The organism is Flavobacterium sp. Root186 (assembly GCF_001428525.1).
Lineage (GTDB): Bacteria > Bacteroidota > Bacteroidia > Flavobacteriales > Flavobacteriaceae > Flavobacterium.
In genome coordinates this window covers 82,351-97,122 of sequence record NZ_LMHW01000017.1, presented here as the reverse complement: position 1 = coordinate 97,122, position 14,772 = coordinate 82,351, and the positions used below count along the sequence as shown (strand labels likewise).

Here is a 14,772-nt window from a genome sequence, read left to right as displayed (position 1 = left end):
ATATAAATGAATACAAAATATTCGGATCTAATTAATCAAACATATTACTTTCCGCAAGAGGAATTTAAACTAAGCAAAGACAACCTTCAGTTTCACAACATCGATTTGATGAAATTGGTTGAACAGTATGGTACGCCATTAAAATTTACTTATTTACCTCAGATTTCTGAAAACATCAATAAGGCAAAAGCCTGGTTCAGAAAATCAATGGAAAAGAACAAGTACGAAGCAAAATATTACTATTGTTATTGTACAAAAAGCTCTCATTTTGAATATATTATGAATGAAGCTTTTAAAAATAACATTCATATCGAAACATCATCTGCATTTGATGTTAATATTGTTGAGAATTTATTAGAGAATGGTAAAATCAACAAAAGCACTTATGTAATTTGTAATGGTTTCAAAAGAGACGAATACATTAATAATATTGCAAGATTAATTAATAACGGACACAAAAATACTATTCCGATTATTGATAATTACGAAGAGCTTGATCTCCTTCAGGGAGAAATCAAAGGAAAATTCAAAATTGGAATTCGTATTGCAGCCGAAGAAGAACCTAAATTTGAGTTTTATACTTCAAGATTAGGAATTGGTTATAAAAACATCGTTTCGTTTTATAAAAAACAAATTCAGGAAAATGATAAATTAGAGCTTAAAATGCTTCACTTTTTCATTAATACCGGAATAAACGATACTTCATATTACTGGAACGAGCTTGTAAAATGTATAAAAGTATACATTGCACTTAAAAAGGAATGCCCTACTCTGGATGGTTTGAACATTGGAGGTGGTTTCCCAATTAAAAACTCGCTGGCTTTTGAATATGATTACCAATATATGATTGATGAAATTATCAATCAGATTAAAATAGCTTGTGATGAAGCTGAAGTTGATGTTCCAAATATATTTACTGAATTTGGATCATTTACAGTAGGAGAAAGCGGCGGTGCTATCTATCAGATCTTGTATCAAAAACAACAAAATGATAGAGAGAAATGGAACATGATCGATTCATCGTTCATTACTACACTTCCGGACACCTGGGCCATTAACAAACGTTTTATTATGCTGGCGATTAATCGCTGGAATGATACTTACGAGCGGGTTCTGTTAGGAGGATTGACTTGTGATAGTGACGATTATTACAATTCAGAACAAAATATGAATGCCATTTATCTGCCTAAATATAACAAAGAAAAGCCATTATACATTGGTTTCTTTAATACAGGAGCATATCAGGAAACTATTGGTGGTTACGGAGGTTTACACCACTGTTTGATTCCGCAGCCAAAACATATCTTGATAGATCGTGATGAAAATGGAATCCTTGCAACAGAAGTTTTCTCTGAACAGCAGACTTCAGATGATGTATTAAAAATATTAGGATACAAGAAAAAATTGTAAAAAAAAACTGTAAATTAATTAAGGTTAATTATTATAAAATTATTAATTTGCATATATCCAAAAGGTTAAAAACTTTTAATTCAAAAAAAAACAAAAAAAACAAAAAACAAAATGAAAGGACCAATCAGTCAGTTTATTGAAAAACATTATTTACACTTTAATTCTGCTTCACTGGTAGATGCAGCCAAAGAATACGAACAACAATTAGCAAATGGATCTAAAATGTTGGTGAGTATGGCTGGTGCAATGAGTACAGCAGAAATTGGTAAAATTTTTGCGGAAATAATTAGACAAGATAAAGTACAAATTATTTCATGTACTGGAGCCAATCTAGAAGAAGACATCATGAATTTAGTAGCTCACTCTCACTATGAAAGAGTTCCTAATTACCGTGATTTGACACCAGAAGACGAATGGGCTTTACTGGAAAGAGGATTAAACCGTGTTACAGATACTTGTATTCCCGAGCATGAGGCTTTTAGACGTTTACAAAAACACATCTATAAAATCTGGAAAGATGCTGATGACAAAGGAGAACGTTATTTCCCGCATGAATTCATGTACAAAATGTTATTATCTGGCGTTTTAGAAGAATATTACGAAATTGACTTAAAAGACAGCTGGATGTACGCTGCTGCTGAGAAAAATTTGCCTATTATTGTTCCGGGATGGGAAGATAGTACCATGGGTAATATTTTTGCATCATACGTGATTAAAGGTGAGTTGAAAGCATCAACAATGAAGTCTGGTATTGAATACATGACTTTCCTAGCTGACTGGTATTCAAAAAACAGCCAAAATGGTATTGGATTCTTCCAAATTGGAGGTGGTATCGCAGGAGATTTTCCTATTTGTGTTGTACCAATGTTGTATCAGGATATGGAAATGCATGATGTTCCATTCTGGAGTTATTTCTGCCAAATTTCTGATTCAACAACAAGTTACGGTTCTTATTCAGGAGCAGTTCCAAATGAAAAAATTACCTGGGGTAAATTAGATATCAAAACCCCTAAATTTATTATCGAGTCGGATGCTACGATTGTTGCACCGTTAATTTTTGCATATTTATTAGATTTATAGGATATTTTTATGAAAAGAGTTATAGTAGACTACGCCAAACTGACAAACGAAATTTTAAACCTTTTGGTTGAAAAATTTCCTGATGGTTATGATGATTCGGATGTTATCCGTTTTAGAAACGCTAAAAACGAATTAGTAGAAGCTGTTGAAGTTCGTACTGAAGACACTATTTATTTAGTAAAAATCAGTACTAAACTTGCTGACAGAATCGAAAATTATGATGAAGATGATGATATCGATCTTGATGTTGATACAATCGAGCCAGTTAAAGGTCTTGATCTTGATGATGATGCTGCAGATGATGATGACGATGATGATAATCTAGACAAACCAGACGTAGATGGCGGCGATGATGACGATGAAGACAGAGACCCAGACGATATAGCTGACGATGAAGATGATGAAGACGACGAAGATTAATCATTTAATTTTAAAATAAAGACAAAGGAACTCTATTTTGAGTTCCTTTTTTATTTATCTGAATATATAAATTATAAGAAAAATACTATATTTATATTTTAAGAAATATATTTAAAATATAAATTATTTGCCAATATGAAATCAGAATTACTACACGCCAAACTGAAAGAAAATTTCGGATTTGAAAAATTCAGGCCAAATCAAGAAACAATAATAACAGCTATTTTATCTGGACAGGATACTTTAGCTATTATGCCTACTGGTGGTGGAAAATCGATATGTTTTCAGCTGCCTGCTCTCATACTGCCTGGAATAACAATAGTTATTTCTCCGTTGATTGCCTTGATGAAAGATCAGGTAGACAGTTTGAAAACAAATGGCATTGCAGCATGTTACATCAATAGCAGTCAATCCTCTGAAGAACAACAGTTTTACATTGATAATCTAAAATCGAATAATTTTAAACTCGTTTATATTGCTCCCGAAAGTTTATCTTATTTAGATAATGTGTTTAATGAATTGACAATTAGTTTAATTGCAATTGATGAAGCACATTGTATTTCGTCGTGGGGTCATGATTTTAGACCGGCATATACCAATTTAGGATACTTAAAAAACCGCTTCCCTTCTACTCCGGTTTTGGCTTTAACAGCAACAGCAGATAAAGCAACACGTGTAGATATTACCAAACAGTTGAATCTAAAAAGCCCAAAAACTTTTGTTGCTTCTTTCGATCGGGCAAATTTAAGTCTTGAAGTACGACCAGCCTTAGATCGTGTAAAACAAATTATTGATTTTGTTGAAAATAAACCCAATGAATCAGGGATCATTTATTGTTTAAGCAGAAAAACTACAGAAGAGCTTGCAGAGAAATTATCTAAAAATGGGATTTCTGCGAAAGCTTATCACGCAGGTTTAGACAATACGACACGAGCAAAAACTCAGGATCAGTTTATAAACGATGATTGTCAGGTTGTATGCGCTACCATCGCATTTGGAATGGGAATTGACAAATCAAATGTTCGATGGGTTATTCATTATAATTTACCAAAAAATATAGAAGGCTATTATCAGGAAATTGGGCGTGCAGGCCGCGATGGTTTACCGGCTGAAACCGTTTTATTTGAAAGTTATGCTGATGTAATTCAACTTCAAAAATTTGCTTCTGAAGGATTGAATTCTGATGTTCAGCTTGCAAAATTAGAACGAATGAAGCAATATGCCGACGCAGTAAGCTGCAGACGAAAAATTCTTCTTTCTTATTTTGGAGAATTGGTTACAGAAAATTGCGGTAATTGTGATATTTGCAAAAACCCGCCAACATTTTTTGATGGAACGATTCTCGCACAAAAAGCGCTTTCGGCCATTACAAGATTACAAGAATCTGAACCTTTAGCCGTAATTGTTGACTTTTTAAGAGGCTCAAAAAACGCGTATATCTACGAAAAAGATTATCAAACGCTAAAAACGTACGGAATTGGTGCTGATATTTCCTGGTACGATTGGAATCAATACCTAATTCAGCTAATTAATTTAGGATATTGTGAAATTGCTTTTCATCAGCATAATAAAATTTTACTAACTTCCTTTGCAAAAAAAGTTCTGTTTGAAGGAGAAAAAGTAAAACTGACAACAGTTGTTAAAAAAGTAATTGATAAAAATGAAGTAAAACAAGAGAAAGCAAAAACGGCTGCAAAAAATTCTCTTTTTGAAACACTTCGAAAATTACGCTATGAAATTGCTCAGGAAGAAGAAGTTCCGGCATATGTGATTTTCAGTGATGCTTCATTAAGACATATGGAAATTTCAAGGCCTATGAGCGACGAGGATTTCCTTGCTGTAGAAGGTGTTGGAAAAGCAAAGCTTGAAAAATATGGAGCAGATTTTATTAATGCGATTATTGAATTTCAGAGAAATAAATCGGTTGTTAAAAAAGAAAAAAAGGAAAGTACGTATGCCAAAACTTTGGAGTTGTTTAAAAACGGACTTTCTATTGAAGAAATCGCCGGACAAAGAAATCTGGGAGAAACCACAATTGTTTCTCATTTAGCTAAATTATATGTTGACGGAAACGATTTTGATTTGAGCCAGTTTGTTTCTGATAAAGAAATTATTGAGATTGAGAAAGCTCAGTTAGAATTAGAAAATCCTAGCGCTTTACGACCTTATTTCGAGTATTTTGAAGAGAAAATGTCTTATGATAAAATTCGGTTTGGTTTAGCGTTTTTAGAGAGAAAACATTTAATCATCAAATAATATTGTCATTTTTGTCATTCCTCGTTCCTTGGGATACAAGATTGAGATTGTAATTAAAACAAAAAAACCTGTGAATAAACTTCACAGGTTTTTTTTATTCATTTTTATTCTACAAATATCTTTCTTCAAAAACCTTTTGATGATGTTTTTGATGACCAATTATAACAAAACCTAATGCTCGAACAGAAGTTGGGTTATTCGAAGCAGTTCCAATTCTTTTAAGCTGATCTTCAGACAAACTTTTGTAAAATAATAAAGTTGAATGTCTTAGAGCAGAAAGTTCAGTTAATAAATCCTGAATACTTCTTTTATTTGATTCTGTATTATTTGCATAATCATCTTCTTCAAAACTAGGCAAAGGCGTTTTGTCATTTCTTGAAAATCTCAAAGCGCGATATGCAAAAATACGCTCGGTATCTATAATATGCTGAATAATATCTTTTATTGTCCACTTCCCTTCCGCATAACTATAATCAAATTTATCCATTGGAATATCCTGAACAAATCGGATAAAATCATGAAGAGAAATTTCTAATTCTTCAATTAATTTTCCATCTCCGGCTTCTCTGATATAAGTACCAAAATGCCCTGAATATTCATTTTCCAGTAACTGACTTGCAATCATTTTTATAATTTTAAAGTTTATAAATTGCGATTAAGCTGAATTTCTACTTGCGTTAGTATTACCAAAAAGAGATCTTGTTACAATTTTTTCGTATACTTTGATAAGCTCCTCATTAGTTGAATTTTCTTTGTTTAATTCATTTATTTTTAACAATGCATATTGCTGTATTGTTAACAATGGTAGTACAATACGCTCTCTTATTTGAATTGATGCTATACCATCAGGATAATTTTCCATTAAGGTTTTATGACCTGCAATTTTCAATAAAAGACGTTTTGTTTCAGAGAATTCATCATAGATAATCTGCCAGAATTCACCAAACTCAGGATCTTTTCTCATGTAGGCTGTTAATGGTAAAAATGATTTTGCCAATGACATCATACTGTTTTCGAGCAATGTTTTAAAGAATAATGAATTGTGGTATAAATCACTTACTTTATCCCATTGTCCTGATTCTTCAAAATGTTTCAAAGCAGTTCCTACTCCAAAAAATCCAGGTACATTTTGTTTTAACTGACTCCAAGATCCCACAAACGGAATTGCTCTTAAATCAGCAAAATCTAAAGATTCAGATTTACTTCTTTTCGAAGGTCGGCTTCCAATATTAGTTTTAGAATAATATTTCAACGTACTCATTTTTTCCAAATACGGAATAAACTTTGGATGATTCTTAAAACTTAAATATTTATCGTACCCTAAATCAGCTAATTGATTTAAAATTTGAGTTTCCTCTGGAGTTAACTCATTCTTTTCTTTACCAAAAACCTGATTAGTTACACCTGCACTTAATAAATTTTCAATATTAAAACGACAAGAATCTAAAGTTCCAAAATTAGAACTGATTGTCTGTCCCTGAACCGTGATCTGAATTTCTTTGTTTTCAATTTTTGGCCCCAAAGAAGCGTAAAATTTGTGTGTTTTACCACCGCCACGCGCAGGAGGTCCACCTCGACCGTCAAAGAAAATAGCTTTAATTCCGTATTTTCTTGAAATTTCAGTCAACGAAATTTTAGCCTGATAAATACTCCAGTTAGCCATTAAATAACCGCCGTCTTTTGTACCGTCAGAGAAACCAAGCATAATAGTCTGTTCGTTTCCTCTTGATTTTAAATGCTTAGAATATTCAGGGTTTGTGTACAATTGCTCCATAATTTGATGAGCATTTTGTAAATCATCCACAGATTCAAAAAGCGGAATTATATCAACAGTTGGATTTTCCCAATTATTCAAACGAATCATCGCAAAAGTTTCCATTACGTTTAAGGCACTTTCGTTATTACTAATAATATAACGATTCGCTCCTTCTTCCCCATTATTTTCCTGGATGGTTTTTATTGCCTGAACAGATTCTAAAGTCGATCTTGTAATTTCATTTTCAAAATCAGCAGGATTTAAATTTCCTTTTATTTTTGATAAAACATCGATTTTTTGATCTTCTGTCAATTCATAGTAATTCTTTGGAAAAGTATCCGAACCTGAATTTAAGTAATAATTCACGACATCTTTAAAAACGGCATTATGAATTTTACTGTTCTGACGAATATCTAAAGTCGCAAAATGGAATCCGAATAAATTGATTTTTACCAAAAGTGCTTCTAAATCGTCTAAATATAACGACTGATGTTTTTCGATAATTATAGTCCTAATTTTATTAAGCTGTGTCAATAATTCATCTAAAGTGATAAAAATTTCACCTTTAGAATAAAATACTGAACGGTAAAGTTTATGTTCAAGTTCAGATACTAAAGTGTCTACACCAGAGAAAGTTAGCTTTCTTTTTAAGTTTCTCATTTCAACATAATAACACTTTAAAATCGAAGTTCGCAATCGATCTGCAACTTTAAGTGTAATCTCTGTTGTAACAAATGGATTTCCGTCACGATCACCTCCCGGCCAGAATCCCAATTTTATCAATTGATTCTGAATTGGATTTCCATCATGAAGATTTTTTTGAAGATAATGTACAATTTCGCCCGCGGTAGCATAAAATACATTTTCAAGATACCAAATTAAACTTACAGCTTCGTCGTAAGGATTTGGTTTTTCATGCTGAATAAAAGGTGTTTTTCCCAGCTGCGCCAATAATTGTTTGATTTGCAATAAATCGTTTTGGCGAATTGCTTCGGTCAAATCGTTTATAATTCCTAAAACCGGTCCAGGATAAAACTGGGTTGGGTGCGCCGTTAAAACCGTGCGAACATTGAAATTTTCTAAAAAATTAACTAACTCGTCATCTTTTTCTTTTGCATCTGATTTTTCTTTGATATCACGCAAAGATCCTCTTCCTTCCATATTATTAACTTCTGGAAAAGCAGCATCTTCGATAGCGTCAAACAACACAATCTGGCGTTCTATATATTGGATAAATCGAAACATTAAATCGATTTTCTCTGTTTCTGAAGCATTATTCAGAAACTTGCTTGAAAAGAAATCAAAAATTTCTTTTGGTGTTTCTTGCTTTTTAAATCCCGTTTCGCAAGTTTCTGTAAATAATGGGAGTAAAACTCCTGTATTATCTATAGAATCAAATGGTAATGTTATGAAAACACTATTGTAAATGTGGTATTTAGAGAGAACGTCTTTATTAAAACGTTCTATTTTTGGCAACGTGTACATAAATTCTTTTATAGTTGGTTGGTTAATTGGTCATAAAAAAACCCCAAGAATAAACTTGAGGTTATATTTTAATATAGCATTCAAGAGGAATTGTTACATATTTTTGAAAATAGTATGCATCAAACGCTTCTTATCGTTAATACTTTCTTCTAATGAAATCATAGTTTCAGTTCTGTAAACACCCTCGATATCATCAATCATGAAAATAACTTCTTTTGCGTGTTTAGTGTCTTTTGCTCTAATTTTGCAAAAGATGTTAAATTTTCCTGTCGTTACAGAAGCAACTGTTACGAATGGAATTTGATTGATACGCTCTAATACAAATTTGGTTTGTGATGTATTATTAAGGAATACCCCAACATAAGCAATAAATGAATAACCTAATTTATCGTAATCTAAGGCTAATGAAGACCCCATGATGATACCGGCATCCTCCATCTTTTTTACTCTAACGTGTACTGTACCAGCAGAAATCAATAGTTTTTTTGCAATGTCAGTAAACGGAACTCTCGTATTGTCTATTAACATATCTAAAATCTGGTGATCTACTTCATCTAAACGAAATTTACTCATAATTCTTTAATTAATATTACTAATTGCTATTACAAAGTATAAAAATATATATAAAAAACAACAAATTCACATAAAAATTAACTTTTTATCAACCCGTTAACAAATTTAGTATTTTTATTTAAATAAAAATCTGCTTTTTGGTTCATTTTCGGAATATTAAAATAATCATCAGAATAAACAGCTTCATTTCCGTCGTATTCATAATGACCAAAATAATTTTCCAATTCGCCTGCTTCTACTATATAAGCATTAAAATGAATCTTATTTTCAATCAATTCTTCTTTGTATTGTGCGACAAAATTCGTAATAATTTCGATACCATCATAATTTATTTTGATATTTTTATACATAAAATCATAAAAAACGACTTTATTTTGTGAAATATTCAAATAATCAGAAATTCTATTGACGACTAAATCGTTTTCGCTTATGAGTTTGAAGCTTGAAATTAGTGAGAAAAATATGTATTTTCTAGTAATCTCCCTCTCGTAATCGTTAGGAAAATGACCGGCTTCAAATAATATAGTCGGCACTCCTAAAAACTGAAAAGTATCTCCTATACAGTTTATATTGAATGAATCATCAAATCTTCCTACTTGTCCGGGGATATATTTTTGTAATTCGTCGTTAATTCCGGCAATTAAATTGATCGCTTTTTGCCTGTTTTCATTTACTTCTCTTTCTTCATTATAGGATGGAGCTAAAAAAGAAACAGTTGCAGGCTTACCTGTATCGCCAGCACCAAAAATAGTACGCTGATCGTGCAGATTAAAGCAATAATGAGGTTTAAAGGTTTCAAAAACTTCTCTTAAAACATTGCTTTCAGGCTGTGTCAGGTTTTGAGAATCACGATTTAAGTCAATTTTATTTGCATTTTCACGTGTATAAAGCCTTGCACCGTCAGGGTTTAAAATTGGAATAGCATAAAATGTAAATGTAGAGAGCATTTTTTCAGCAAAATCAGATTTACTGTTCAATACGTTTATAAAATCAAAAAGTGCTTTTGTTGTAGTGCTTTCGTTTCCATGCATTTGAGACCACAAATAGATACGTGTTTCTCCTGTTCCAATTTCGTAACTATATATAGGTTCTCCTAAAACTGATTTTCCAATAACCTTAACTTGATTATTAGTATTTAGTTTGTCTAATAAAGGTTGAATATGATCTAAAGTTAGATATCTTCCTTCGATTGACTGCTCTTTGTATTGGTTAAATAATTCTTCTAAATTCATTGTGTTTTGATTAGTTTACAAAAGTAAACATCTTTATTTTTACAATTGTAAACAATAAAAAAAGATAGAAGTTTAGAAATGTAAACACTTTTATTAATTGTTTTTAAACATTCAGGCAAAATGCAGTTAACAATTGTTATTACTTTAAGTTTAAAACATTAATTATTTATATCTCAATAACTTAAATGTTATTATATAAAGTAAAAATTACGCAATAAACATTTAATTTAAACGATTTACAACTGTAAAATTGTATTATCCAATCTTTTTAGTTACATTTGTAAACATGTGTAATTTAAACTATAGTTTACAATGGTAAACATCGATGATTTTGTAAAAAGACTGGAAATTATACTTGATTATTATGGACTAAATGCCTCTTCTTTTGCAGATAAAATTGGAGTGCAGCGTTCTAGTATGTCTCACCTTCTCTCTGGAAGAAACAAGCCAAGTCTTGATTTTGTCATGAAAATTTTGGATGTATTTCCGGAAGTAGATTTATATTGGATTTTAATTGGTAAAGGAAATTTTCCAAAATCAGAAAATGAAACTGTCTCAAATTTTCAAAATACAAATCCAGACTTCCCTACTTCACCAAATGAAAATTATTCTCGAGAAGATTTATTTAGTCCAGTAAATGACAATGAAAATAAATCGCCAGTTAAAAATTTTATCGAAACTAAAAAATCAAATTTAAGTTTTGAAGAAGATGAAATTGAGAAAATTGTAATTTTCTACAAAAACGGAACTTTTAAGGCATATATACCTTAATTCGAAAAATTCGTTTATTTGAAAATTTTCAAAAATAATTTTCATTTAAGGGATTCTCACGAATCTGAAAAAAAATCGATAATTTAAATCTGAATTCCGTTTTCAGGAATTTTTCCTAAAACACCTTTATAATGTTGTTTTAAAATTTCCCAATCCGCCTCGTAATTTCCTGTAGGATAAAATGGCTTTCCTAAATTTACCTCTTTCTTACCCCAGTCAAAAGCTACAGGAACAGTTGGCACATTCGCTTTAAGCGCTATATAATAAAATCCGGTTTTAATTTCGGTAACACCTTTTCGTGTTCCTTCGGGGGCAACCGCCAAACGAAAAACTTCTTTACGGTCAAATATGGCAGCGATTGAATCTACTTTATTTAATCCACCTGTACGATCAAGCGGTTCACCACCAACATTTCTAAAATAATAACCAAACGGAAATTTGAATAATTCTTTCTTTCCAACCCAATTCATCTGCAAGCCAGAAATGCCACGGGTAAATAGACCAATATAAAAATCATGATTACTGGTATGCGGCATAACCATTAATATACATTTCTTCACTTCAGCATTTTCTATTCCTACTATCTTCCAGCCCATTAGCTTAAAAAAGATGAATTTGTATAGTCTTTTCTTCATTAAAATTTAATATTTCTTGCAAAATAAAAGATTTAAAATGGTATTTTTGAGTAAAAGCATTACAAAATGATCCAAAAACTATTCAGTTATTTATATCCAATTAAAATCTTCAAAAAAAAATCGACCCGAAGTAAAGTAATTGAAGTTACCTGGGCAAATGGAGAGTTGGTTTTAGATTCTGAAAACACAAATTACTCTTACGGAAGCTTGCAGCGCATATTAAGGTACGGCCTTCGAAATATTGGTTACGACAAGGTACTAGAAATGGATCATATTCTGGTTCTTGGTGTTGCCGGCGGAAGCGTAATCAAAACCCTTGTTGACGAAATTAACTATAAAGGTAAAATTACCGGAGTTGAAATCGATCCTGATATGATTCAAATTGCAAATCAGTATTTTAATCTAAATGAGATAAAGCAGCTAGAAATTATCATTGATGATGCGTTTGAATTTGTTTTAAAAACAAAAGACCGCTACGATTTAATAATTATTGATATTTTTGAAGATACTAATATGCCAAACTTTTTGTTCGAAAAGTTTTTTAGCGAACGAGTTTGTTTTCTCCTCAAAAATCAGGGCTTCATTTTATTTAATACCATGATTCTTGATGAAGCGCATAATGTTCGAAACAGAAAATATATTACCGAAATAAACGCACAATTATTTACTTCAAAAATGCTGCCCCGCATAGAAGTTCATAATGAATTAATAATAATCGAAAAAGTAGCCTAAATTTAATTTTATGAAATCCCTTGTATCTATATTAAAAGCCTTACCACCTACTAAAGTCATTGATGCCTCTATTGATTTTTCAAAATACCTTCCTTTAGATTTATCTGTAACCAATACCGATTTAGTCAAAACCAAGCCCGAAACGTCTACAGATTTTGAGCGTTTTATTTTTGGATATCTGTCAGATAACAATGCCGAAGTTGCATATGGCGGTTATATTGAAGGCCGTAACTTATATAAAAGAAGCACGATTTTTAAAAATGATTCTGTTCCTGAACGAAATATACACATTGGTCTAGACTTATGGGCAAAAGTTGAAACAGCAGTTTTAGCTCCGCTTGATGGAAAGGTTCACAGTTTTCAAAACAACGAAGGTTTAGGAGACTACGGTCCTACCATAATATTAGAACATGAAGTAGAAAAGGAGAAGTTTTATACTTTATACGGACATTTATCGTTAGAAAGTATAGAAAACCTTACTGTTGGGGCAATTTTTAAGAAAGGCGAACAAATTGGAGCTTTAGGAAATTCAACTGTTAACGGAGATTATGCACCTCATGTTCACTTTCAGATTATAAAAAACTTAGGAGACAAATGGGGCGATTATCCCGGTGTCTGCAACACAAATGATTTAAATTTTTATATAGAAAATTGTCCCGACCCAAACTTATTATTAAAAATAACTTAAATGATTATGAAGAAAGCGGGATTGATTATATGTTTGTTGTTATTAATTGGATGTAAATCGAAAACTGTTAGTAGAGATACGGAAGATTTAAAAATTAAAAAAGTTTCTAATGCCGATATTAGTTCAGAGCAGCAAAGAAAAGCATATGAATTAGGCAAAAGAGTTTTAGAAACCTGTAATACATCAAAGTTTAAACCTTTTAATGAAACCGAAGTTACTCCGTCTGTTAGAGAAAACACGACCGAAGAACGATTGACTAAAACCTGTACCAGATTTAGACAATATTATGGAAGTTTTATTGATTTAAAATTAGACGGCGTTTACAAAACAAAACAAGAAGTAATTTACCGCTATCACGCTTTATACAGTAAAAAAGTGGCAAACAAGGAATTACGCATTTTTGTAAATGAAGAAAATTTAATTTCAGCGATTAAATCAATGGATTGGGATGAAAAGTTTGATGCAAAAGTAGCCGAACAATAAAGTAACTATATATGAAATTAAAAATGCCTCTTCTTTTATTACTGTTTATTTCAATCTTTGCAAATGCTCAGCAAGCAATGAGTGTAAAAGGATCTCAGGCTTTTCCGGCAACGCAGGAATATACTTTTATCTGCGAAAAATATGCTTTTACGGGCGAAGCTAACATTCAGATTGCAAAAACAGATAAAGGCGGCATTTTAAAAATTACAATTGCTACTTCAAATGATAAAGCGAGAATTGCCGGAGGCCTTTATGTAGATTTGGCTAATGCCGATGTTATTGCCTGCGTAGACAAAAACGTAAAGGAATCTACCGATGGAAAAACAACTTCGTACTATTACTTTACTCCTGCTGAATTTGCCAAACTTAAAAAAAATGATATTTACGCCGTTCGATTTATCATAAACGGAGGTTCAAATACTTTTGGAAACGAAACCGGATATTTTACTGCACATAACAAAAAGAATTATTTTTCAACGGCTTACGATAAATCGAAGAAGAGTTACGACACCGCAAAAGAAATTAGTGTTTTATAAACAAAATATTTTATAAAATAAACCTTATATTTATAACCTAATTTCCAAATTTATGACTCCCAACGAAGCTTTAATTACAAAGTTCTATACTGCTTTTGCCAATTCTGATTTTAAAACGATGGCTGAATGTTATCATCCAAAAATACATTTTATTGATCCGGCATTTGGTTTATTAAAAGAAGAACAAGTTTCGAAAATGTGGGAAATGCTGATTATACGAAGCAAAGGAAATCTTAAAATTGAATTCTTTGACGTAAAAGCGGATGAATTTACCGGCTCTGCAAAATGGGTAGCAGCTTATAATTTCAGCAAAACAAATCGTAATGTAATAAATAGAATTTCGGCCGAATTTGTTTTTCAGGATGGCCTGATTATCAAACATACAGACAATTTTGATGTTTGGAAATGGTCAAAACAAGCCTTTGGCACAACCGGATATTTATTAGGTTGGACGGGATTTTTTCATAAAAAAATTCAGGAACAAGCTTTACTTTCCCTTAAAAAATTTCAGGAATCTAAATAATTAGAAGCAGAAAAATCAGGTTTTTCATGACCTAAAGTCCCGCTATCCGTTTCAATCTTTTGCATCTCGTTCAAAAAACGAGACACAAAAGGATTTTCACTTCTATCGGGGCTAAACCAGAAAAATACTATTTCATAAAAACAATAAGCCCGACAGTTTTAAAAATCGTCGGGCTTACTTTTTATAATTGAT

15 protein-coding genes are annotated in these 14,772 nt (G+C 31.7%); 10 read left to right on the top strand and 5 right to left on the bottom strand.

The window, feature by feature from the left end; all coding sequences use genetic code 11:
* Positions 1–6: 6 nt before the first annotated feature.
* From ASD98_RS22640 to recQ, 4 genes are all read left to right on the top strand, one after another.
* Positions 7–1,410 carry an arginine decarboxylase gene (locus ASD98_RS22640; protein WP_056209251.1) on the top strand — a complete coding sequence of 468 codons (1,404 nt, stop codon included), beginning with the start codon at positions 7–9 and terminating at the stop codon, positions 1,408–1,410.
* A 111-nt stretch (positions 1,411–1,521) separates the two neighbouring features.
* Positions 1,522–2,490, top strand: coding sequence for a deoxyhypusine synthase family protein (locus ASD98_RS22635; protein ID WP_056209248.1), 969 nt, complete (start codon positions 1,522–1,524; stop codon positions 2,488–2,490).
* A gap of 9 nt (positions 2,491–2,499) precedes the next feature.
* A complete protein-coding gene (locus ASD98_RS22630) occupies positions 2,500–2,910 on the top strand; it encodes a hypothetical protein (protein ID WP_056209245.1) in 411 nt (136 codons plus the stop codon).
* A 135-nt stretch (positions 2,911–3,045) separates the two neighbouring features.
* Positions 3,046–5,166: a DNA helicase RecQ gene (recQ, locus tag ASD98_RS22625; RefSeq protein WP_056209242.1), complete on the top strand. Its 2,121-nt coding sequence runs from the start codon at positions 3,046–3,048 to the stop codon at positions 5,164–5,166.
* A gap of 109 nt (positions 5,167–5,275) precedes the next feature.
* Here recQ and ASD98_RS22620 read toward each other — a convergent pair whose 3' ends face one another.
* From ASD98_RS22620 to ASD98_RS22605, 4 genes are all read right to left on the bottom strand, one after another.
* Entirely contained in the window at positions 5,276–5,791 is a 516-nt protein-coding gene (locus ASD98_RS22620) for a DinB family protein (RefSeq protein WP_056209240.1), read from the bottom strand.
* A 30-nt stretch (positions 5,792–5,821) separates the two neighbouring features.
* Positions 5,822–8,407 (bottom strand): phosphoenolpyruvate carboxylase, encoded by a 2,586-nt coding sequence (locus ASD98_RS22615; RefSeq protein ID WP_056209238.1) that lies wholly within the window; start codon positions 8,405–8,407, stop codon positions 5,822–5,824.
* Positions 8,408–8,500: 93 nt separating this feature from the next.
* Positions 8,501–8,980, bottom strand: coding sequence for an Lrp/AsnC family transcriptional regulator (locus tag ASD98_RS22610; protein WP_007805990.1), 480 nt, complete (start codon positions 8,978–8,980; stop codon positions 8,501–8,503).
* 77 nt (positions 8,981–9,057) lie between these two features.
* Positions 9,058–10,212: a M14 metallopeptidase family protein gene (locus ASD98_RS22605; protein ID WP_056209235.1), complete on the bottom strand. Its 1,155-nt coding sequence runs from the start codon at positions 10,210–10,212 to the stop codon at positions 9,058–9,060.
* 312 nt (positions 10,213–10,524) lie between these two features.
* Here ASD98_RS22605 and ASD98_RS22600 point away from each other — a divergent pair, with 312 nt between their 5' ends.
* The gene (locus ASD98_RS22600) at positions 10,525–10,983 is read left to right on the top strand and encodes a helix-turn-helix transcriptional regulator (protein WP_056209232.1); all 459 of its coding nucleotides are present in this window, start codon (positions 10,525–10,527) and stop codon (positions 10,981–10,983) included.
* A gap of 83 nt (positions 10,984–11,066) precedes the next feature.
* Here ASD98_RS22600 and ASD98_RS22595 read toward each other — a convergent pair whose 3' ends face one another.
* Positions 11,067–11,618: a 1-acyl-sn-glycerol-3-phosphate acyltransferase gene (locus ASD98_RS22595; RefSeq protein WP_056209229.1), complete on the bottom strand. Its 552-nt coding sequence runs from the start codon at positions 11,616–11,618 to the stop codon at positions 11,067–11,069.
* Positions 11,619–11,684: 66 nt separating this feature from the next.
* Between ASD98_RS22595 and ASD98_RS22590 the strand changes: the two genes are divergently transcribed.
* The 5 genes from ASD98_RS22590 to ASD98_RS22570 are packed head-to-tail and all read left to right on the top strand — an operon-like array spanning position 11,685 to position 14,580.
* Entirely contained in the window at positions 11,685–12,350 is a 666-nt protein-coding gene (locus ASD98_RS22590) for a spermidine synthase (protein ID WP_056209226.1), read from the top strand.
* Positions 12,351–12,360: 10 nt separating this feature from the next.
* A complete protein-coding gene (locus ASD98_RS22585) occupies positions 12,361–13,038 on the top strand; it encodes a peptidoglycan DD-metalloendopeptidase family protein (RefSeq protein ID WP_056209224.1) in 678 nt (225 codons plus the stop codon).
* Between the two features lie 6 nt (positions 13,039–13,044).
* The gene (locus ASD98_RS22580; protein ID WP_056209823.1) at positions 13,045–13,521 is read left to right on the top strand and encodes a hypothetical protein; all 477 of its coding nucleotides are present in this window, start codon (positions 13,045–13,047) and stop codon (positions 13,519–13,521) included.
* Positions 13,522–13,544: 23 nt separating this feature from the next.
* Positions 13,545–14,057, top strand: a complete 513-nt coding sequence (locus ASD98_RS22575) for a hypothetical protein (RefSeq protein WP_242412154.1) — start codon at positions 13,545–13,547, stop codon at positions 14,055–14,057.
* 52 nt (positions 14,058–14,109) lie between these two features.
* Positions 14,110–14,580: a nuclear transport factor 2 family protein gene (locus tag ASD98_RS22570; RefSeq protein ID WP_056209219.1), complete on the top strand. Its 471-nt coding sequence runs from the start codon at positions 14,110–14,112 to the stop codon at positions 14,578–14,580.
* Positions 14,581–14,772: the final 192 nt, after the last annotated feature.

Excerpts from the sequence above, each read along its gene's own strand:
- ASD98_RS22620 (WP_056209240.1), bottom strand. The coding sequence starts at position 5,791 with ATGATTGCAAGTCAGTTACTGGAAAATGAATATTCAGGGCATTTTGGT.
- ASD98_RS22600 (WP_056209232.1), top strand. The coding sequence starts at position 10,525 with ATGGTAAACATCGATGATTTTGTAAAAAGACTGGAAATTATACTTGAT.
- ASD98_RS22575 (WP_242412154.1), top strand. The coding sequence starts at position 13,545 with ATGCCTCTTCTTTTATTACTGTTTATTTCAATCTTTGCAAATGCTCAG.
- ASD98_RS22570 (WP_056209219.1), top strand. The coding sequence starts at position 14,110 with ATGACTCCCAACGAAGCTTTAATTACAAAGTTCTATACTGCTTTTGCC.
- ASD98_RS22640 (WP_056209251.1), top strand. The coding sequence starts at position 7 with ATGAATACAAAATATTCGGATCTAATTAATCAAACATATTACTTTCCG.
- ASD98_RS22610 (WP_007805990.1), bottom strand. The coding sequence starts at position 8,980 with ATGAGTAAATTTCGTTTAGATGAAGTAGATCACCAGATTTTAGATATG.
- ASD98_RS22605 (WP_056209235.1), bottom strand. The coding sequence starts at position 10,212 with ATGAATTTAGAAGAATTATTTAACCAATACAAAGAGCAGTCAATCGAA.
- ASD98_RS22580 (WP_056209823.1), top strand. The coding sequence starts at position 13,045 with ATGAAGAAAGCGGGATTGATTATATGTTTGTTGTTATTAATTGGATGT.
- ASD98_RS22615 (WP_056209238.1), bottom strand. The coding sequence starts at position 8,407 with ATGTACACGTTGCCAAAAATAGAACGTTTTAATAAAGACGTTCTCTCT.
- ASD98_RS22635 (WP_056209248.1), top strand. The coding sequence starts at position 1,522 with ATGAAAGGACCAATCAGTCAGTTTATTGAAAAACATTATTTACACTTT.
- recQ (WP_056209242.1), top strand. The coding sequence starts at position 3,046 with ATGAAATCAGAATTACTACACGCCAAACTGAAAGAAAATTTCGGATTT.
- ASD98_RS22585 (WP_056209224.1), top strand. The coding sequence starts at position 12,361 with ATGAAATCCCTTGTATCTATATTAAAAGCCTTACCACCTACTAAAGTC.
- ASD98_RS22595 (WP_056209229.1), bottom strand. The coding sequence starts at position 11,618 with ATGAAGAAAAGACTATACAAATTCATCTTTTTTAAGCTAATGGGCTGG.
- ASD98_RS22630 (WP_056209245.1), top strand. The coding sequence starts at position 2,500 with ATGAAAAGAGTTATAGTAGACTACGCCAAACTGACAAACGAAATTTTA.
- ASD98_RS22590 (WP_056209226.1), top strand. The coding sequence starts at position 11,685 with ATGATCCAAAAACTATTCAGTTATTTATATCCAATTAAAATCTTCAAA.